17 protein-coding genes are annotated in these 19,667 nt (G+C 53.5%); 3 read left to right on the forward strand and 14 right to left on the reverse strand.

Going from position 1 to position 19,667, the window contains the following annotated elements; all coding sequences use genetic code 11:
• Positions 1-124 precede the first annotated feature (124 nt).
• From kwaB to groL, 13 genes are all read right to left on the reverse strand, one after another.
• Positions 125-955 (reverse strand): anti-phage protein KwaB, encoded by an 831-nt coding sequence (gene kwaB / locus B9Z45_RS14550; protein WP_108407945.1) that lies wholly within the window; start codon positions 953-955, stop codon positions 125-127.
• Positions 952-1,572, reverse strand: coding sequence for an anti-phage protein KwaA (gene kwaA / locus B9Z45_RS14555; protein ID WP_146180923.1), 621 nt, complete (start codon positions 1,570-1,572; stop codon positions 952-954). Before kwaA ends, kwaB begins: the two co-directional genes overlap by 4 nt.
• Before the next feature lie 198 nt (positions 1,573-1,770).
• Entirely contained in the window at positions 1,771-2,589 is an 819-nt protein-coding gene (locus tag B9Z45_RS16925; protein WP_146180924.1) for a hypothetical protein, read from the reverse strand.
• 38 nt (positions 2,590-2,627) lie between these two features.
• Positions 2,628-3,653: a UPF0149 family protein gene (locus tag B9Z45_RS14570; protein ID WP_158270433.1), complete on the reverse strand. Its 1,026-nt coding sequence runs from the start codon at positions 3,651-3,653 to the stop codon at positions 2,628-2,630.
• Between the two features lie 196 nt (positions 3,654-3,849).
• Positions 3,850-4,068 carry an AbrB/MazE/SpoVT family DNA-binding domain-containing protein gene (locus B9Z45_RS17625; RefSeq protein ID WP_108407949.1) on the reverse strand — a complete coding sequence of 73 codons (219 nt, stop codon included), beginning with the start codon at positions 4,066-4,068 and terminating at the stop codon, positions 3,850-3,852.
• 96 nt (positions 4,069-4,164) lie between these two features.
• The gene (locus tag B9Z45_RS14580; protein WP_146180925.1) at positions 4,165-5,721 is read right to left on the reverse strand and encodes a hypothetical protein; all 1,557 of its coding nucleotides are present in this window, start codon (positions 5,719-5,721) and stop codon (positions 4,165-4,167) included.
• A gap of 267 nt (positions 5,722-5,988) precedes the next feature.
• Entirely contained in the window at positions 5,989-7,191 is a 1,203-nt protein-coding gene (locus tag B9Z45_RS14585) for a hypothetical protein (RefSeq protein WP_146180926.1), read from the reverse strand.
• Between the two features lie 2 nt (positions 7,192-7,193).
• Positions 7,194-7,598 (reverse strand): AlpA family transcriptional regulator, encoded by a 405-nt coding sequence (locus B9Z45_RS14590; protein ID WP_108407952.1) that lies wholly within the window; start codon positions 7,596-7,598, stop codon positions 7,194-7,196.
• 364 nt (positions 7,599-7,962) lie between these two features.
• Entirely contained in the window at positions 7,963-9,180 is a 1,218-nt protein-coding gene (locus tag B9Z45_RS14595; protein ID WP_370445849.1) for a tyrosine-type recombinase/integrase, read from the reverse strand.
• Between the two features lie 585 nt (positions 9,181-9,765).
• Positions 9,766-11,196, reverse strand: a complete 1,431-nt coding sequence (locus B9Z45_RS14600; RefSeq protein ID WP_108407954.1) for an RtcB family protein — start codon at positions 11,194-11,196, stop codon at positions 9,766-9,768.
• Between the two features lie 3 nt (positions 11,197-11,199).
• Entirely contained in the window at positions 11,200-11,616 is a 417-nt protein-coding gene (locus tag B9Z45_RS14605; RefSeq protein ID WP_108407975.1) for an archease, read from the reverse strand.
• A gap of 229 nt (positions 11,617-11,845) precedes the next feature.
• A complete protein-coding gene (gene ftsH / locus B9Z45_RS14610; protein ID WP_370445850.1) occupies positions 11,846-13,678 on the reverse strand; it encodes an ATP-dependent zinc metalloprotease FtsH in 1,833 nt (610 codons plus the stop codon).
• A gap of 52 nt (positions 13,679-13,730) precedes the next feature.
• A complete protein-coding gene (groL, locus tag B9Z45_RS14615) occupies positions 13,731-15,377 on the reverse strand; it encodes a chaperonin GroEL (RefSeq protein ID WP_108407976.1) in 1,647 nt (548 codons plus the stop codon).
• A 168-nt stretch (positions 15,378-15,545) separates the two neighbouring features.
• On the opposite strand from groL, the gene B9Z45_RS14620 reads away from it, so the two are divergent.
• The 3 genes from B9Z45_RS14620 to B9Z45_RS14630 all read left to right on the forward strand — a co-directional run bounded on the left by B9Z45_RS14620 (position 15,546) and on the right by B9Z45_RS14630 (position 18,794).
• A complete protein-coding gene (locus B9Z45_RS14620) occupies positions 15,546-17,441 on the forward strand; it encodes an adenosylcobalamin-dependent ribonucleoside-diphosphate reductase (protein WP_370445848.1) in 1,896 nt (631 codons plus the stop codon).
• A gap of 1 nt (position 17,442) precedes the next feature.
• Entirely contained in the window at positions 17,443-18,195 is a 753-nt protein-coding gene (locus tag B9Z45_RS14625; protein ID WP_108407956.1) for an SDR family NAD(P)-dependent oxidoreductase, read from the forward strand.
• A gap of 164 nt (positions 18,196-18,359) precedes the next feature.
• The gene (locus B9Z45_RS14630) at positions 18,360-18,794 is read left to right on the forward strand and encodes an Hsp20/alpha crystallin family protein (RefSeq protein WP_108407978.1); all 435 of its coding nucleotides are present in this window, start codon (positions 18,360-18,362) and stop codon (positions 18,792-18,794) included.
• A gap of 66 nt (positions 18,795-18,860) precedes the next feature.
• Here B9Z45_RS14630 and B9Z45_RS14635 read toward each other — a convergent pair whose 3' ends face one another.
• Positions 18,861-19,439, reverse strand: coding sequence for an HPF/RaiA family ribosome-associated protein (locus B9Z45_RS14635; RefSeq protein WP_108407957.1), 579 nt, complete (start codon positions 19,437-19,439; stop codon positions 18,861-18,863).
• Positions 19,440-19,667: the final 228 nt, after the last annotated feature.

The following is a 19,667-nucleotide window of genomic DNA, read 5'->3' on the forward strand; positions in this document are numbered from 1 at the left end:
TCCAGCCCCACCTTGGCCTTGAACTCCGGCGGATGAACTCTGCGTTTTTTTGATTCAGTCATTGGTAACCCGTTTTTTTGGATAGTGTCCCACTTAAACACCTGTCCCAAATTCGGGGTCCACTTCAATCCTTCGAATTTAGCTGTAACTTTCCGTCAACTACCCGCAGTCCAATCTGATTGTGCTTCTGCATTGCAAAAGCAAGAATGACATTTTTATCCAAATCCAGCACGCGACTACCTCCTGCCCTCAACACATCCTTCCTAGAGGCGACGCCCGCGCTTAAGTAGCCTTTTAAATCATTCACCATATCTAAGGCTAATATTTTTTGGGCAACCTGACTCATTGCATTTTTGGCAATTCGGTCAAAAGAAAATGACTTTTCGAATTTTCCAAAGTCGTTGATGTAGAACTCATCATCTATCAAAATCAACTCAAATCCTCCGGTCACTTTAAATACATCTTCATCGAGTACAGCGAAGCGCGTATTTGATTTCACGACCAACAGAATCTGATCACGCTTAACAAGAGAAACAGGGTAAAATTTCTTGAAAAAAGTGACAGATTTCTGGGCTGATGAAATTTTAATTACTAGACTTGTTACACGAGATAGCGCATTATTTTCGAACGAGAATAACTGCGGATCAGCTCCCGACAATAGGGCGCGAATTTTTTGAAATTCGCTGGGAACCTCATCAAAATCGTACTTGTATAACGTATCCGCCCGGTGATCCATCTGCGAAAGGGGCAGCGTTGTCAGATTTTCGTCAAGAAAAAAATGATCAACACTGCCAACGAATTGCTGACAGACCGACTCAGTGGCCCCATCGTCAAAATCTGCTAACTTGTAGTCCCTGTTATCACTGTCCCCCACCCCTAGATATAACTTAAGATTGATTCCGTCGGCATGCAGAATTTCAGTCAAAGTTGCTCTGAGTTCTTGTATTGATTTCATGGTTTTATCGAAATCGCCTTTCTTGCAAAGAAAATGTTCTTATCTAGTCGGACTAGATTGACGCTTGTATTAATTTCAAAATCCTCTCGCGCAATCAATACAGTCATTCCAGCTGGGGCATTACCACCTACCGCATCAAATTTGACGGTGGATATTTTGAACCCAAGCAATGAGAGCGTTGGGTTTGCATAAAACAGATTGGTGCGAACATAGATTGCACCAATCAACGTCAATATGATGCTTAGGCTGATTATTTGCCTTGGATTATCAAGTCCAAAACTGAGCAGCGGAATTACGTAGGTTGCAAGAAAAACCAGATGATCTGCGCTTTTGTCTTCCATCTCCACGATTTTGAATGGACCATCCTTTGCGCCTCCAATGACTCGCACAAAAGCCGCATAGAAGACCAACGAGATGCACAAAATGACGACACAAATGAGGGGCAAATAATTACTCTCCGCAATCGCCTTGAGCTCATCCCATGAAGCTAAGTTGCACTGAAAACACACGTCAACACTGATCTTGTTGACAACAATCAAGATCAGCAACAGCCAAAGTGACAACAGGTACATCCCAACCTTGACCAGTCGGCACATTCGAATCGGGTTTGTATTCATGTTCTTTACCTCTGGGTATATAGTACTGTAGTGTTATAGCAAAAGAAGCCTTCGATGATGCCGAGTCAGGGCGCTTGTGCTTCAGTCGTACAACGTGCTGCAAGCTAACTAGCGATAACGCGCACTTATCGATAGTCAAAAATATCAAAAGCGAAAATATATTTCGCGCAATTGGGGCATCTGACGATTAAGTGATCGCTACGTCAAACGTATCGCAATGTGATTTGGTGATTCGATCACGCAATACATCTTGCCATTCGCAGAAATGCGAAGATCTGCTATTGCCAGCACATAAGCTCCGGCAATTTGCTCGTTGTCTTCGAGTCGGAATCGATCTAGAACAAGTGCGCACATATCAGTCGGAAGGCAGATGCTGAACGTACCCTTACGGCCACTGTTCAGCCATAGAGAGTTGTCAGAACCATTTTTTGCATCAGAAACTAGGCCCCACCAACCTCTTATTTTTGATTGAAGGCTTGAGTTCACCTCAAGAAGAGGGACAAAAAAATCGCATACACGAATTTCTGGCTGATTAGGAATTTCTAATAATTGTTGGGATTCAGAAAAATAAGGCGCTTCAATTAAGGTGCGCAGTAGCGAGCTGAGTCGACGATGCATTCTCGCATCTGGGCGATGATTACCTCCAGTATATCGATAGGCTCTTCCAGTCTGTCCATAGGCCTCATTATGATCGCTGTGGATTTCTTGCGAGCGTCCTCCAAATCCCAGATCAATCACAATTCGCTCAGCAGGATTATTCAGAACGTCAAGATCAGTTCCTTCCCCTTCAATTACCCGCTCAGTATCTTGTGCCGCTAGGTTACATCCTGGGTGATGTGGGCGAGCACCAAAGCAAGCTGCTCGCCCACTTCGCGAGGCCTTGCGGAAAAAAGCGGGCCCACCACACTCTGGACACGAAAGTTGTTGGCGCATCCTTTCTAAATCTAAGGAAGGTAATGCAGCAAAAGTTACAGCTAAGTAAATTTGACCATCTTCAGCGCACCTTGCGATATCCATTTTTTACCTTTGCAACCGTGTCAAATTTAGGCATCTTCTCAATGCAGCTCAGACGCTGACCCGCAGCATTTCTTGAACTTCTTGCCGCTGCCACAGGGGCAGGGTTCGTTGCGGCCTACCTTGGTGCGCAACCGTTGGGCCGTTTCCCGCTCGTGTATCGCCTCGCGCAGCGGCAACCAAAAGGCATGGATGTTGGCCAAGCTGTCTTCAATCTGCTGGGCCAGTTGTTCCCGTTGCTCGGGGGTTTTGGTCAGTTCGTCCTGATCGGCAGAGAAGCTTTCTTCACCCAGCAAGCCAATGGGCCTGTACCACCGTTGGCCTTGCGGGCTGTCGAACAAGGGCTTCCACGCCGCACGGTTCAGCGCCACACCCTCGGTAAAACCGTAGGCCCAGCCATCGGCCTCTTCAAATTCTCCGATGTCGTATTCGTAAGTGTCCCAGTAGGGTGCCACCAACGGCGGTTTGTTCTCAAAACCGTGAATGATGCTGTTGTAGAGACGCATCACCAAGCCCATGATGTGATTGAGTTGGTCAATGCTGTCCGTGGGGGGCATCATGGCGCTGTCTTCACCCCAGACTTTGGGTAACCACTGACTGGGCATGATGGTCTGCGGCCCAATGGCGATGGCATGCAAATAGCCGTCCAACGTGTCCAGCGTCATGGCTTCGTCGTTGTCCACGCCATAGAGCAAGAACTGATCGAGTTCTTCAAGCTCCTCGTCGGACAGTGGTGCCATCATGTCCTGCACTTCTTGGGCTGTGGGTTGAATCTTTCCCTGTGCCAGTGCTTTCAGCAATTCCGGTTCTGCAGCTTTGGCCTCGTTGTGGGCCTTGGCGATAAAGCTGCCAATGCCTTCGGTCTCAATGGCCATGAAGGCTTCTTCTAGCGCCAGCTTGTCCGTTTCAAACTGGTCATCCCACACGGTGGAGGTTCCATGTTCGTCCACCACTTCAAGAATCCATTGGCTGTCAGCGCTGCGGTAGATTTGAATGCGCACACTGTGGCCGTCAGCGTTGTAGGTCTGCTCCAATGGAGAATGGATGATGTCGATGTCCTCGGTCATGCTCAACATCATATAAGGGAAAAGACCGCAAAATCTTCGGGCCTTCCCCTGTCGTAGCAATCAGCGTCTGGTCGTTATATGAACGCCATACAGGTGATGCCCAGCGACAAAATCACAACGAGAAAAATCCTGTGCTTGACCTTCTCGTGCCTTGGGCAACATGCAGGCCATTCGCGCAGTCTGGTTGTAACGAGGTTCACCATTTGGACTCCTTCGGCGCTTTAGCAACCACGACTTCCTTTTCAGCGCTTGCGTCCACAGTGGCGATGTGTCCAACGGGCCGCAGTCGAATCTCCCCACAGTCAAGTAGCCGAACCTCCAGATAACTCCCGGCTTTCAGACCCGCAGCTTGGGCGATAACGGATGGTATGCGCACCCCGAGACTGTGACCCCAGCGGCAAAGCTTTGTGGGCATGGTAGCAACTCCTTTCAATGGCAGTGATAGTCATTGGTTCAAATTGGTGTTGCAGCACGCCTTGCCCATAGCGCTTTCACGAACAAGCTTTAAGGATCACAAAATGTCGGACTCTCCTTCAACACGAACTTGGGTCATGGGATCTGCACCCGAACCATCAACAGGGCGGTGCTCTGTTTGAACAATAAGGTGTTTATCGCCAATAAGATACCGTGACTGGACTGGCTCCAAGTTCGCGGCTGCTCTTGTCATGGTTTGAATTTGGCTCAGTGACAGCTCCCCGTGTACCCCCCATTTATGGCAACTCAAATACTTGTGCAGAGGCTCTCGATGGTGGTTGAGATGTTGTCGAGCGAGTGGACTGACGTGCAGTTGCCCCAAACGAATTGGCGGCTCATCTTGGAGGTCCGGGTGGATGTGGTCATGACAGATACTGCGAGTGCGTTCTCGATCCAGTCGTACCTTCAGTGTGTGAATCATCCGGGCCACGCTGGTGGGGGAGAAAACATGTTCCTCAAGGTCTGACGGCGGTTCATACAGTCCAGGGTAGACCAACAGTTCCCCGAGTTTGGTGGACATCGCAGCGGACTGAATTTTCCAAGGCAACGAAATATCTAGGCCCAAGGCTTTAAAAACGCGACGTTTGATGGCCGAGAAATATTTTTGTTGTGCAATTCTGTCGCCCTTATTCAATATCGAAGGATGATTTCGGCCTTGGTGTTTATCATCTTCATCTAAATGCCAGCGCAATACCTCTTGGTCTGCCATGCAAAGTTTTGCAATATCTGTTTGCTTTGGGGCACGACTGCGCAGACCCTTATCAAGTAGAAGCCCCGCCCGAATCAATGCGTAGACTTTCCGGTAGGCGGCCTCATCACCATAAAGACGCCAATCTTCGGGGCGTGTAAGTTGATTGTCTTTCAACCATTTCTCATATACCTTGCATTCGACACGAAGCTTTGATTCTGCTGCATCAATTATGCGCTCTCGAACTTCATTGCAGGAAAATACTGCGGTGGATTTTGTATGACGACTCTTTACGTATGCAGGTATTTTGTGTGTGCGCTCTGACAAGTAGGCAGTTTTAACCTTGGATGATCCGTAACTGAAAGCCTTGGGTGTGAATTCAGTGGCGCTTTCAAACTCGCCTGAATACCTATCCGCGTTTCTGATTTCAGAAGCAGTAATAAAGTCACTCTGCCGTTGGTTTGCATTTCCATGCGTTCCACATTCGTGCAGAAATGTGGGCGTGACATCCATGTATTTTGAGTTTTCAAAGTCCAGCGCATCAATTCCCTTGTAAGTGCATCCTTGGCTTTTTAGCCAGCACTTGAGGATGAGGACTGCTAATTCTGTGGCGCGTGGAACTCCATTCGTCAGCAGTGCATTGTTTCCAATGGTGTTGGCTGGAACGTTGATACTGATCTGATATCCGGAAAGTCTAAGCTCACTTGGATCACCTGCCCACATACCACGGATCTTGAAGTGATTACCTTTGGCGAGTCCTGGGACTTTAATCCAGCGTTGGATTAGTCCACCATATTCGCCATTGAGGTTGACCTTTAGCAGCGCTTGTCCAGGATAGTTGCACTCACGGTAGTCTGCATCCGTCATCGTGTCGATTGGTACAAAGAAGTTGAGAGAGTCTGCCATGGTTTAATCTTTAACTTGGCTGGATTGTTACGGCTGTCTGGCTGTGAAAAATGCAGTGGTTACTAATATGCACTTTTCGGTTGCTGTGGCTTGGCCTGAAGTGGCTTATTTGAAGCTCTATGCCCATGATTCGAACAGGCAAGTGATGTGGCGGTGTATCTTTCAAACGCATAGCGTCTCGACGTAATCTGATCGGTTATGCGTTACGTATCGGCTGAAAATTGCACGTTGAACCGTGCAAAATTCAGCCGCCTCACTCAAGCTCAATCAAGGCCAATCGTCACTCAAGCGCTTCTGCTCAATAGCATTTTCAAGTCGCTCAACTTGTTCTGCAATGAACGCCCGCGTAAGCGTGTAGCGCGATAGTGGCTCCACTTCGCTAGGGTTAATAAAACGAGCCAGTTGGTCACCGATTTCAGATCTGTTGTTTTTCAAAATCACCCAAGGCACCTCCATATTGATGCCTGTCTTGTTGATGATGTTTGTATGAATTTTCATTCGATCAATGGGGTCCTTCATTCGGTTTGAGTTCAATAAGTTACGCTCTGGAGCGTTGAAATACATTCCCAAGACCTCTTGTTCAGAGTACTTCAATTGACTTTGATCGACATCTTGCACGTTCTTGGGAATAATTAAATTCAACCATAGTTCACGCAGTACGGCATCCCAAATCAGTTGAAATGGACTGTTTGGGATTTCTGTCTTTGTCCAATTCATTGGGTTCGATGGAAGAATGTTCCCTTCCAATTGAAAATCCTTTAAATTCACATGGAAAGTGGCTTGGAGAAGACATTTCAAAACGGGTAAAACCTTCTCTTGATCTGTAGGGCCCTCTATGGTTTTTAATCCTTCCGGCCAATTGGAAGATTGAAGAATGGTGCTGAATGAAACCCTGCCGAATGGAAGTTCAACGTGAAATTCCCAACGTGATTTTTTGCTTTTGGAAATCCGGGACACTGTTTGATCCACATAGCACTTCTTTCCTTTCGCGGCCATTGAGTAGCGTTGACCATCAAGCATCACTTCACAGTGCGATTGAATATCCAAATATTGTTGAATCACATCTTCTGGGGTGTCAAATTTAAAATAGAGCGGCTGCTCCAAATCCAAGATTTCACATTGATTCAACGTTATAGCACTCAATTCATATTCAAGCTCTGTGTACTCTTGGATCAACTCGTGCTTGGCAAGGCTAAACATGAGCGATAGCAGCGGCTCTAGCATGGGCTCAGTCAAACAACTGTCACCCATCAAAACTTCATGAAAGCTGCCTGACATTAATACATCGCAGCCTTTATTGTTGTCAGGAAGAATAGATTCGGTAATGACTAGGCTCCATGGAGCCCGTGTTAGTGGTAATCGGAATTTTTTGGTAATTGACCGTAATCGTTTGGAGGTGCTTGTGCCAAATTCAATGGAATGAATTTTTCTTGTCACGATTTCAGGAAAATTAATCTTGAAAGTAGTCATGATTAAATCCCCCCTTCGTTCATGCCCGTTTGATACATTGCATCATTCGGGTTCACTACACCACGGGATGATTCTTGTTCATGGGCGGCGGGTGCCGATTTCCCTGCCAAGGCATTCATCAGAACGTTGAAGGGATCGCTTGCGAGTTGCGCCAGCTTTTCAGCTTGTTCTGTGCGGTGTTGTGCGATCTGAGCAGCGATGAACTGGTCGATTTCCGATGCCAGCCAGTAATTCGTGCGGCCTCCGCATATTTTGATGGGCTGCGAGAATTTGCCGTTGCGCATCAGATCAGCCCGGCGGGTCTTGCGCACTCCGGTCAGCTTTTGAACCTCGACATCGCGCAAAAGGTGATTATTTTTCTGAATCAGAACGCTTTGAACATCTGTTTTCTGTGTGCTTATTGACATAGTAAATTTCCAAAACACACCACTGCGAGCGGGGAGCGCATTTAATCGCCCAGCTGTGGCTGTAGTTAATGGATTTACCTAGCACCTACACGTATAGAAGTCCTTGTGGCCCGGCTTCCATGCGCATGGGGCACCAACACAAAGGTGTTGACGCAAAGCCAGCACATGAGTGTTGGCGCCTAATGCTCTCCTCTACTTGACCAAAAAGCTCAATCTAGAGGACAGGAGGAATGACGAAAGAGGGCAGTGTGTCATCCCTAACAGCTTCTAGAGAAGCTGCCCGACTACCCCGTTTTTGTAGTTGTGGCTAAATTCTATAGCACAGATTTGCACGAAGGCAAACGGCGGGCGATTCCGGCACATGCTAATTGGTAGTATTTCCGCAACAACTTGCCGACATGCAGTGAGCAGCCCACACATCCATCATTTCGCGGCGCTTTTCGAGGTAATCCCCACGCTGGTAAGCGGCTTCAGTTTTGTCCTTCAACGCATGTGCCAAAGCGGCTTCGGCGACTTCCCGAGGGAATGTAGTTTGCTCCGCCCAAAAATCGCGCACGGTACTACGAAAACCGTGCGGCACTATGTCCGTGCGTCCCATGCGTTTGAGCAGCACCAGCATGATGGCTTCTGACGGATGTTTTCCCCATTGCTGTCCGTTGAAGACATATTTTGAGGGTATTGGATGCGCATCGTTGATGGCCTTCATGTGGCGCAGAATTTCCACAGCCGGTCTTGACAGCGGGACTCTATGGGGGCGGTAGGCCTTCATTCTTTCAGCGGGGATGCTCCATAGACCAGCCTCTATGTCAACCTCGCACCACTCGGCGGCTCGTGCTTCTGTGGTTCGGGTGGCGGTGAGAATCAAGAATTGCATGACAAGACTGCCGATGCCGGGGGACTGCTGCAACTGCCGCATGAACTCCGGCATCTCTGCATAGGGCAACGCGGGGTGGTGCTGGATCTTTCGTACAGCAGAACGCTTTGGGAAAATCTCGCTCAAATACCCTGACCAGCGTGCAGGGTTGTCGCCGTGACGATAGCCATGCACTGCAGCCCAGCCCAGTATTTTTTCGATGCGTGAGCGGACACGGTCAGCAGTCTCGTTTTTGGTGTGCCAGATGGGTTCAATGACCGCTTTGACGTGTGTAACCGTGATGGCCTGCACTGACAAGGAGCCAAGTACAGGGTAGGCGTATTCCGCCAGTGTTGTTGACCATTGGGCCGCATGCTTGGCTGATTTCCACTCTGCGCGGTGCGATTCAATGAAGGTCTCTGCGCACTCACGGAAGGTGATTTTTTGGGCCTTTTGCTGCGCTTGTTCGGCCTTCAGTCGATCACGTTCGGCCAGTGGGTCAATGCGGTCATCCAACAGGACTCGTACCTTTCGGGCTCTTTTGCTGGCCTCATCGAATGAAATCCGATTGGCTGAGCCCAAGCCCATGACGCGGGTCTTGCCGTTGAGTGTGTACCGATAGCACCAGGATTTGACACCTTGTGGCGTGACTTGGAGCAGGAAGTCTGCGCCTTGGATGCGGTAAAGCTTGCGTGTTTTGCCGTTGGAATCTGGCAGGGCTTGATCGATCTGATCTTGAATGGATTTGCGGTTGTTGGCGTTCATGGAGTGTGATTCGACTCACAATTTGACTCACAGGAAAGCCCGAGATAATCGCGTCCAGTAGCGATCACTAGCGGCTGATAGGTTTCGCGTAACCCATTGTCAGCAATAAGGTTTTCGGCCGATACCGATCATTCGCGGAGCTGGATTTCTATGGCGTCCACTCCGCCAGTAAGTCAGTAAAAATGCGCCTTTGGGCGCATTTTTTATTTCTACCTACCAATTTACCCGCCATCAAATCTGTTTGAACTTATGCTGACAACGTTTGTGGTCTCGCCAAAGGTGGCGCATGCATGGCGCGTGGGGCAGCGCTTTGCCTTGAACCTGCCTGGAGGGGGCGTGTCTGTGGTGGCGGTTTAAAGGGACTTGTGCTAAAGCAGGTCAACGCGAAAGATGACCGGCCATGCGCGGGCGGCTTGATGAAAAAATATTTTAGTAGTTGAATTTTTGGCGCAATCATTTAAAAAGTGACTGCCCAAAGGGTGATGTGTTTTTTGTCTGCTTCGCGGGGCAGTCGCTGATCATTCTGACTTTTCGGATGGCCCGCCATGCTCAACCCTTGATGCAGATCAGCGGCGCCAGTTGTGCCACTTTGCGTGCCAAGCCTGCTGCATCGGTGGCATCCACTACGGCGCCAATGTCTTTGTAGGCCTCGGGCGCTTCTTCGGCCACGCCGCGTGAAGACGCGCTCATGACCACAATGCCGCGTTCGGCCAGTTGCTCAATGACTACACGGCCACTGCGCCCTCGTGCGGCCTCATGTCGGCTCATGGCCCGGCCTGCACCGTGGCAAGCCGAGGAAAATGCCAATCCTTCCGATTGTGGGGTGCCCACCAAAATATACGAGCCTGTGCCCATCGATCCCCCAATCAGCACTGGCTGGCCTGCAGCCCGCAGCGCATCTGGCAGTTCAGGGTGGCCTGGCCCCCAAGCGCGCGTAGCCCCTTTGCGGTGAACATGCAGCTCACGCTGGTGACCCTGCACTTCATGCATTTCTTGTTTGCAGGTGTTGTGCGATACGTCGTACAGCAGAGACAGTTGCGCCGCGGGCAGCAGATCGGCAAACACCTCGCGCACCAGGTGGGTGATGATCTGGCGATTGGCCAGCGCGCAGTTGATGGCGGCGCGCATGGCCCCCAGGTACTCTTGCCCCAGGTCGGAGTGGATGGGCGCGCAGGCCAGTTCGCGGTCTGGCAACTTCAGCCCGAAGCTGGGTGCCGCCTCGACCATGCGGCGCAAAAATTCGGTGCCAATCTGGTGGCCCAACCCGCGAGAGCCGCAATGCACCATGACCACGACGCTGCCCAATTCCAGACCGAAGGCTTGCGCTGCAGCGCCATCGTGAATGGCCGTGACCTCCTGCACCTCCAGATAGTGGTTGCCGCTGCCCAGCGTTCCCATCTCTTCGCGCTGTCTGCGCCGCGCCTGGGGTGAGACAAATTTAGGTTTGGCGTGCAGCATCTGGCCGCACTCTTCAATGCGCAGCAAATCAGCGGCCGATCCCCAGCCTTGCTGCGCGGCCCAGCGTGCACCGCCGCTGAGCATCGCGTCCATGCGCACTTCGTTCAACTTGATGTGGCCAGTGCTTCCCACGCCAGCAGGGATGTCCTCGAAAAGTGCTTTGGCCAGGGGCTTTTGCACCGCCATGATGTCAGCCCGGCGCAGACCTGTTAGCAGACAGCGCACGCCGCATGAAATGTCAAATCCGACACCCCCTGCCGACACCACACCCCCCTGATCTGCGTCAAATGCGGCCACGCCTCCGATGGGAAAGCCATAGCCCCAATGCCCGTCGGGCATCACACATGAGGCACCCACAATGCCGGGCAGGGCGGCCACATTCATGGCTTGTTCCAGCACTTTGTCGTCCATGTCGCGCAGCAGTTCCCGGCTGCCATAAATCACAGCGGGGACACGCATGCTGGCCTTCACTGGCACTTGCCATGCCAACGGACTGAGAGCTTTCAGGCGGTCGAGGTCCATGGCTCAGACATCCACCACGGTCTGGGCCAGCCAGCCACCATCTACAGGCACCACACTCAAGGTGGTGAAAGTCGCGCCCTTGACCTCAACAGCCGGATGGTGGCGTTGCACCGATGTCGCCTCGCCCAGTGCCTGTGCTACCAAATGGTGGTTGTTCAGTTGCACGTGAAAGCGACCAAACAACATGCGACGCACTGACATTTCATAAACCAACGCATTGAGCCAGTCCACCAGCAGCATTTCATCGTCGGGGGCTTCGCAGTCAATTTCGATCGCTTCTTTGTTGGCGACATGATCGGGGGTGGTGATCACGGCCATCATGGCCAAAGCCGCTTGCTCAAAAGCCTCGGCCTTGGATGCCCCCCATCCACGCACCCCGATGTCGGCGCCGTGTTCGAAATGTTCCCAACGTGTTTGCATGGGGCTGATTGTTCGCAGTGCGCTGTGGTGGGTCTGTGTGTGGCCGCACAACCTCTGTGATGCGCTTCCTGATCAAAGCTTTGCAGCAGAAGGAGGCAGCCCACGCAAGAATATTTTGGCCCGGATGTTGCGTGGTCAAAGCATCGCCACGCAGTGACTGGACATGCGCCCCCCCCAAACAAGCCCCATCCTGCACGAACAGATTCGATACTTCCCAGTTCTTGTGTTTTCAGCTCAAAGCGGGCTCTTGCACCATGTCTGCGGTCAAGACTTTCAGGGCTTCTGAATCCAGCGTTTCCACTTTCAGCAATTCTTGTGAGCAGCGCTCCAGCAGTGTGCGGTTGGTGCTCAATATGCGGGTTGCCCTTTCCAGGTTGTGGCTCAGCAGGCCGGCTATGGCGGCGTCCAGTTTTTGTTGGGTGGCCTCAGACACCGGGTTTGAGGGTGGCATGAACAGGTTTTCACCCATGCTGTAGGGCACAACGCGGTTGCTGTCGTGACTCACACAACCCAGTGACTCGTCCATGCCATAGCGCATGACCATTTCGCGGGCAATCTGGGTAGCCTTGGCCAAGTCGTCGGCAGCTCCAGTTGAAATGTGGCCCAGCATCAACTTTTCTGCGGCGCGCCCGCCCAGCAGCACGCAAATCTTGCGTTGCAACTCGGCTTGTGTCATCAAATAGCGGTCTTCAGTTGGGCGCTGGATGGTGTAGCCCAAGGCGCCAATGCCGCGCGCCACGATGGACACCTTGTGCACTGTGTCTGTATCCGGCAAGGCCAGCGCCACCAGCGTGTGGCCCATCTCGTGGTGGGCCACGGCCAGACGTTCTTTGGGGTTGAGCACGCGGTTGCGTTTTTCCAGGCCCGCCACGATGCGCTCTACGGCAGCGGTGAAGTCCGCCAGTGTCACGTTGTCTGCTTTGCGCCGTGTGGCCACAATGGCGGCTTCGTTCACCAGGTTGGCCAGGTCGGCGCCCGTAAAGCCCGGTGTAATGGCGGCCACGGCTTCCAGCGAGAGTTGCGGGTGCAAACGCACTTTTCGGGCATGCACATTCAGGATGTCGATCCGGCCTTTTTTGTCAGGCTTGTCCACCAGCACCTGCCGGTCAAAGCGGCCGGCTCGCAGCAGTGCCGGGTCGAGTATCTCGGGGCGGTTGGTAGCGGCCAGGATGATCACGCCGGACGAGGTGTCAAACCCGTCCATCTCGGCCAGCAACTGGTTGAGAGTTTGCTCTTTTTCATCGTGTCCGCCCAAGCCCGGAAACGCCCCGCGGGCGCGTCCCAGCGCGTCCAATTCGTCGATGAAAATGATGGCGGGCGCGGTCAGGCGGGCTTGCTCAAACAGATCGCGCACCCGTGCGGCCCCCACACCCACAAACAACTCGACAAACTCGCTGCCCGACATCGAAAAGAAGGGCACACCTGCTTCGCCCGCCACGGCCTTGGCCAGCAAGGTTTTTCCAGTGCCAGGTGGACCCACCAAAAGCACGCCCTTGGGGATGTGCGCGCCCAGGCGGCCATAGTCTTCGGGGTGCTTCAAGAAGTCGACCACTTCCACCAGTTCCTGCTTGGCCTCGTCCACCCCGGCGACATCGGCAAAGTTGACCCCGGTGTGCCGCATCACATACACCTTGGCCCTGCTTTTGCCGATGTTCAAAAAGCTGCCCGCACCTTGCTGGTTGACCAGACGGCGAATCAGAAAGAACCACAGCCCGAAAAAAACCAAGGAAGGCAAGATCCAGGACATCACATCGCGCAGCCAAGTGCTTTCAATCACGCGGGTGTAGGGCACTTTGTAGGTTTCCAACCTGGCTGCCAGCGCGGGCTCGACGCGCACGGTCAGCCAACGGGTCTTGTTACCGACAGGCTCTTTCAAGCGACCGATCAAGGTTTGGTCCGAGATGGCCACTTCGGAGATGCGCCCATCGGCCAGGGCTTGTTCAAACTGGCTGTAAGGCACGGTCTCGGTGGCTGCAGTGCCTTGAAGCACGCCTTGCAGCCAGAAAAGCAACAAGGTCGCAACGACGACATACGCCAATGTCCAGCTTTGCCTGGGGTTCAGGCTGCTGCCTGCGGAGGGAAGTCTGCTCATGGGTTTGACAGGGTGGGGTGTGTCAAAACATGTCCATCTGCTGCCCCATGGCCGGTGACATGGCTGTGTCGGTGGCCTTGGTTGCGGGTTGAGGCACTGCGGCGATCATGCAGTCGGTGGTCAGAATCAGACCTGCGATCGAGGCCGCGTTTTGCAAAGCCAGGCGCGTCACCTTGGCTGGGTCGATCACGCCCATTTTCAGCAAGTCACCGTATTGGCGGGTGGCAGCGTTGTAGCCAAAGGCTGGTTCGCAAGAGTCGTCGACCCGCTGGGCGACCACTGAGGGTTCATCGCCCGCGTTGATCACAATGCGGCGCAAGGGCTCTTCCAATGCCCTTGCCACCAAGCGGATGCCCGATGTTTCGTCGAGTGATTCGCCGTGCATTGGGCTCAACACCTTGCGTGCACGCAACAAGGCGACGCCACCGCCTGGCACGATGCCTTCTTCGATGGCCGCGCGTGTCGCGTGCAGCGCGTCTTCCACGCGGATCTTGCGTTCCTTCAATTCGGTTTCGGTGGTGGCGCCGACCTTGATGAGCGCCACACCACCTGCCAAGCGGGCCGCGCGTTCGTCGAGCTTTTCTCGGTCGTACTCGCTTTCAGCGGCTTCGCGTTCTTTGCGGATCACGGCGATGCGTTGCTGGATCGCCCGTGGGTCGCCAGCGCCACCAATCAAGGTGGTGCTGTCTTTGCCTATCTCCACCCGCTTGGCTCGCCCAAGGTCGGTCAACTTCAGCTTGGTCAGGCTCAGGCCCATGGTCTCGCTGACAACTTTTCCGCCCGTGAGGATGGCCATGTCTTGCAGCATGGCCTGGCGGTGTGCGCCAAAGCCAGGGGCCTTGACCGCGCAGGTTTTGATGGACCCCCGTATGGTGTTGATGACCAGTGCCGCCAGGGTGTCGTTGTCCAGGTCTTCGGCAATCACCAGCAAGGGCTGACCGGACTTGACCACTTCCTCCAGCAAAGGCAAAAGGTCTTTGAGGGAGGCCAGCCGGCCTTCGCAAAAAAGGATGCGAACGTCGTCCAGCAAGGCACTCAGGCGTTCGGTGTTGTTAATGAAGTAGGGGGACAGGTAGCCGTTGCCAAACTGCAGGCCCTCAACCACTTCCAGCACGCTGACCAGACCTGAGCCGTCTTCTATTGAAATGGCCCCTTCACGGCCTACTTTGTCGATGGCGCTGGCCACTAACTCGCCAATCGAGCGATCGTTGTTGGCAGAAATGGTGGCCACATGCGCAATGTCTTTGGAGTCGGCGCAGGTTTGTGACATGCCCTTGAGCTCGGCGACAACGGCATCTATGGCCCGCTCAATGCCACGTTTGAGTTCCATCGGTTTCATGCCCCCAGCCAAGTAGCGCAGACCTTCGTGCACCATGGCGTGAGCGAGCACCGTGGCTGTGGTGGTTCCGTCACCTGCCATTTCGCTGGTTCGAGCCGCCACCTCCCGCAACAGTTGTGCACCCATGTTTTCGAAAGGATCTTCCAGGTCAATCGCTTTGGCAACCAGAACACCTGAGTTCACGATTTGTGGCGGGCCCCATTCGCGCTCCAAAATCACCGTACGGCCTCGTGGACCCATCGTCACCTTCACGGCCTCGGCCAAAGCATCGACACCTCGGCGAATTTTGTCGCGCGCCTCGTCGTGAAAAATCAGGTGCTTGGCTTTCATCATGGGTCCTTCCTGGGGCAAACTTGACCCGGTTTTGTGCAGAAAAATCAATACTGAACAAACCATCGACCTGCGCTCTTGCGCTAACGCAAGCCAATGGGTAATGGTGGGCGGGCTACCATTTTTCAAGTAATGCTTTGTGGGCCCACTTGCGCTGCAATAGGCGCAATGACACCTTCTGCCCATACATCCGAGCAGGCCATGGCGCCTGTTGCTGCGGCGCCGTGTGCGCCTTTGCCGGCGTCATTCCTGGCACCACAAGCCCTGAGCCAAGCGGTCTTGAAAAGCAAATACCTTCAGCCAGGTGAGCTGACTGCAGGGGATGTCTTTGATCGCGTTGCCAAAGCCATCGCTTCGATCGAAGCCCCCGATCAACAGGCCCACTTTGAGGCGGTTTTCCGTCTACACCTCGCAGCCGGGGCCATCGGGGCCGGTCGCATCATGGCCAGTGCAGGCACTGGCATGGCCGTGACGCTGGCCAATTGTTTTGTGCAACCGGTGGGTGATTGCTTGGGTGGGCGCGATGAAGGGGGCTACCCTGGCATACATGACGCATTGGCTCAAGCGGCCGAGACCTTGCGCCGCGGCGGTGGTGTGGGCTATGACTTTTCCCGTATCCGGCCCCAAGGGGCGCGCATCAATGGCACGGGCCTGAATGCTTCTGGGCCTTGCCGATTCATCGATGCATTTGACAAGTCTTGCTTGGCCTTGCAATCCATGGGCGCCCGACGAGGCGCTCAAATGGCCGTCTTGCGTTGTGACCATCCCGATGTGCTGGCCTTTATTGCGGCCAAACAAACGCCGGGGCGCTGGAGTTCTTTCAATGTGTCGGTTGGCATCACCGATGCTTTCATGCAAGCGGTCGAGCATGACCAGATGTGGGACTTGGTGCACCGCGTCTCACCTCGCGACCTCAGGCCCCCGGCAGGTCTGGCCGCCAGCTTGGCCACAGGCCCCTATGTCAGAGGTGATGGACTGTGGGTTTACAAAACATTGCCAGCCCGAACCTTGTGGTCTGCCATCAGCCATGCTGCACACCACAGCGCTGAGCCTGGCTTGTTGTTTCTGGACACCATTGACCGGGACAACAACCTGCGTGCCATCGAAACCATAGAAGCCACCAACCCGTGCGGTGAGCAACCATTGCCGTCTTATGGTGGTTGTGTTCTTGGACCAATCGTCTTGCCGCGGTTTGTTCGCAACGCTTTCGGTCAAGGGGGGGCGGCAGCATTTGACACGAGGGCCTTTGCACAAGCCGTGCGTTGGCAAGTGCGTGCGCTGGACAACGTGCTGGACATCACTGCCTGGCCCTTGCCACAACAAGCCAGTGAGGCGCGCGCTAAGCGCCGGATCGGCATCGGCTTCACGGGCTTGGGTGACACATTGGTCATGCTGGGGCTGCGCTATGACCAGCCGCAAGGACGCAAGATGGCCCGAACCATCGCCCAGACAATGCGCGACCACGCCTACACCGCCTCAGTGGCCTTGGCCAAAGAGCGGGGCACTTACCCCTTGTTTGATGCCGATGTTTGCTTGGCCCCCGGCACCTTTGCCAGTCGGCTGTCGCCTGCCTTGCGAGCCTCTGTTCGCAAGCACGGTCTGCGCAACAGCCACCTGCTGTCGATTGCACCCACCGGCAGCGTGAGTCTGGCTTTTGCTGACAACACCTCTACTGGCATTGAGCCTGTTTTTGACTGGTCGTATACGCGGCACTTTCATGCGGCCGATGGCCATCGCCATCGCTTTGAGGCGCAAGACCATGCTTGGCGCATTTACCAAAGTCTGGGGTCTTCTGCGTTGCGCTTGCCTTCAGCGTTCGTGACGGCTTTGCAAATCCGGCCTGAACACCACATTGCCATGGTGGCGGCTGTGCAGCCCTTTGTGGACGGCGCCATCTCCAAAACCTTGAACCTGTCTGCCCATACCAGTGCCGACGACATCGGTGCACTGTTCATGCAGGCCTGGCGTGAGGGCCTCAAAGGCTTGACGATCTTTCGGCCTAATCGGGTCCATAAGGCTGTGCTTCAGCCCCCTATTCAGCCCTCTCGTTCCTCCGGAGATTGACATGCGTATCCCCCAAAAGACCATTCTTGTGACCGGAGCAGCCAGTGGCATCGGACTGGCTGCAATCGGACGATTTTTGCAAGAAGGCGCACGTGTGGTGTTGGCCGATTTGCCTGAATCTGCTGGCCGTGAAAGAACTGAAGATTGGGCCTTGATGTATCCGGGCCGTTGTCACTTTGTTCCTGTGGATGTCACTTCAACAGCCCAGGTGGATGAAATGGTTGCGCGCACGCTGGACACCTTTGGTCGTCTGGACGGCGTTTTCAACAATGCTGGCATTGGAGGCCTGAGTCCCGCCGACCATTACAGCGATGAGGACTTCATGCGTATGATGGACATCAACCTGATGGGGGTGTTCCGTGTAGCGCGTGCATCATTGCGCCAGATGATTGTGCAAGGCAGCGGCAGCATTGTGAACTGCGCTTCGATTCTGGGTTTGCAGGGCCAAAGTCGCACAGCTGCTTACAGCGCCGCCAAAGCCGGGGTGGTTAACCTTACCCGCACGCTGGCATTGGAGGCGGCCGAACATGGTGTGCGTGTCAATGCCGTTTGCCCCGGCTACATCGATACCCCTTTGCTGTCAGGTATCACCGATGCGCAGCGTCAATTTCTCATCGGTCTTCACCCTTGGGGGCGCTTGGGAAGGCCTGATGAAGTGGCCAGTGCCACGCTCTTTTTGTTGAGTGATGAGGCCAGCTTTGTAACCGGATCTCAGTTGCTGGTGGATGGGGGTTTCAGTGCAGGTAAATCCTGATGGTATTTGTGAGTTGATCAACAGACGTTGGGTGTAAAAAAACAGACAGTGATCGCAGGGGCATTTTTCGAAATGACCCTTGGGGCGATGCGTAATTCCACCGCGCTCCACATTGTCTTGCGGCGCAATTGCGGCCCATTTTTTTGAAAACCGGAGAAAACACCATGAGCAACCTCACACGATTTAACCCATTCAGCGAACTGCGCGATCCCTTCAGTGAAGACTTTTTCAAAGGGTTTGCCATGCGGCCCATGTACCGATTGATGGAGGGTGAGCCGCAAATGCGACTGGACTTGACCGAGGACGACAAAAATTTCTTTGTCAAAGCCGAAATTCCAGGCGTTAAAAAAGAAGACATCAAAGTGTCTGTGGAAGGCAATCAGGTGTCCCTGAGTGCAGAAGTGAAAAAGGAGAAAGAAGAGAAGCAGGGTGCCAAGATCATTCGCAGTGAGCGCTACTACGGCAGCGTGGCACGCAGTTTCACGCTCGATGAGAGCGTAGACCAGTCTGCAGCTTCTGCCAAATACGAAGACGGGGTGTTGCAACTGACGCTGCCTAAAAAACCCAATGGGCAAAGCCATCTGCTCAAAATCGTCTGATGAATTCCCACACTTGGGCCGAGGCCCAAGTGTGGGGTGGCGCTTTGGTGGTTCAGCGCCTGAAGCTCAAACCAGGATGTGGTGCTTTCCAACCGGGTAAACGCTGCTGGCTTGTGGCCCTTCCTCACCGGTGTCTTCAACATAGTAAACAGGTGTTCCGACCTGCAGTTTGTCCAGGTCTTCACCGATCAGGCTGTTTCGGTGAAAGTACAGCCATCGGCCATCGATCGATTCAATGCGCCCAAAGGTCTTGTCGGGGGATATTTCGGTGATATGGCCGTGTGGCCGTTCTTCATGGTGTTTGACATGGCCTTGCTGAAGCCGAATAAGGTCTTCAAGTTGTCGACGCATCGCATCGAAGGCATTTCGCAGCGCCACATACACATCGGAATAAGCATGGTTCTCATCGGGCTCTCGGTCAGCAACCAGCTCGTGTCCGGGCACCTTCAGGTCAATTCGAACATGAAAGTGATTCCCTTGGTGATGGTGGCGGTGGAGCTGCTCAATGGCCACTCGGCAATTGTTGATGCTCGGGTAGAAACGCCCAAGCTTGTCGACTTTTTCGCGAACCCGGGCTTCCACCGCATCAGAGGTCTCCAGGTTGCGAAAAATGACTTGCATGGGAATGGGTTTGGTGGTGCTCATAGGGCGGGTCCTTGATGGCAAACATGAGAAAAGGGGTAAGACCGAACCCATTAAAAAAGGCTTAAGTGGGCTTGGGATCGAACGATTGATCATGTTGCTGTGTGTTGTGCCGCCTGTCTGTTTCTTGCATCACCTAGGCGATGACAAGCCGTGTGTTGTTGCACCGACACGCTGGACATCACAGGACATGATCAAAAGACTTTCTCTTGAACTTCGTTGTCAGGCCGT

It is taken from the genome of Limnohabitans sp. 2KL-17 (genome assembly GCF_003063415.1).
GTDB lineage: Bacteria > Pseudomonadota > Gammaproteobacteria > Burkholderiales > Burkholderiaceae_C > Limnohabitans_A.

What these genes read in the sequence shown, in the direction of transcription:
- kwaB (WP_108407945.1), bottom strand. Translation starts at nt 955, where the DNA reads ATGAAATCAATACAAGAACTCAGAGCAACTTTGACTGAAATTCTGCAT.
- kwaA (WP_146180923.1), bottom strand. Translation starts at nt 1,572, where the DNA reads ATGAATACAAACCCGATTCGAATGTGCCGACTGGTCAAGGTTGGGATG.
- B9Z45_RS16925 (WP_146180924.1), bottom strand. Translation starts at nt 2,589, where the DNA reads ATGGATATCGCAAGGTGCGCTGAAGATGGTCAAATTTACTTAGCTGTA.
- B9Z45_RS14570 (WP_158270433.1), bottom strand. Translation starts at nt 3,653, where the DNA reads ATGACCGAGGACATCGACATCATCCATTCTCCATTGGAGCAGACCTAC.
- B9Z45_RS17625 (WP_108407949.1), bottom strand. Translation starts at nt 4,068, where the DNA reads ATGCCCACAAAGCTTTGCCGCTGGGGTCACAGTCTCGGGGTGCGCATA.
- B9Z45_RS14580 (WP_146180925.1), bottom strand. Translation starts at nt 5,721, where the DNA reads ATGGCAGACTCTCTCAACTTCTTTGTACCAATCGACACGATGACGGAT.
- B9Z45_RS14585 (WP_146180926.1), bottom strand. Translation starts at nt 7,191, where the DNA reads ATGACTACTTTCAAGATTAATTTTCCTGAAATCGTGACAAGAAAAATT.
- B9Z45_RS14590 (WP_108407952.1), bottom strand. Translation starts at nt 7,598, where the DNA reads ATGTCAATAAGCACACAGAAAACAGATGTTCAAAGCGTTCTGATTCAG.
- B9Z45_RS14600 (WP_108407954.1), bottom strand. Translation starts at nt 11,196, where the DNA reads ATGGACCTCGACCGCCTGAAAGCTCTCAGTCCGTTGGCATGGCAAGTG.
- B9Z45_RS14605 (WP_108407975.1), bottom strand. Translation starts at nt 11,616, where the DNA reads ATGCAAACACGTTGGGAACATTTCGAACACGGCGCCGACATCGGGGTG.
- groL (WP_108407976.1), bottom strand. Translation starts at nt 15,377, where the DNA reads ATGAAAGCCAAGCACCTGATTTTTCACGACGAGGCGCGCGACAAAATT.
- B9Z45_RS14620 (WP_370445848.1), top strand. Translation starts at nt 15,546, where the DNA reads ATGACACCTTCTGCCCATACATCCGAGCAGGCCATGGCGCCTGTTGCT.
- B9Z45_RS14625 (WP_108407956.1), top strand. Translation starts at nt 17,443, where the DNA reads ATGCGTATCCCCCAAAAGACCATTCTTGTGACCGGAGCAGCCAGTGGC.
- B9Z45_RS14630 (WP_108407978.1), top strand. Translation starts at nt 18,360, where the DNA reads ATGAGCAACCTCACACGATTTAACCCATTCAGCGAACTGCGCGATCCC.
- B9Z45_RS14635 (WP_108407957.1), bottom strand. Translation starts at nt 19,439, where the DNA reads ATGAGCACCACCAAACCCATTCCCATGCAAGTCATTTTTCGCAACCTG.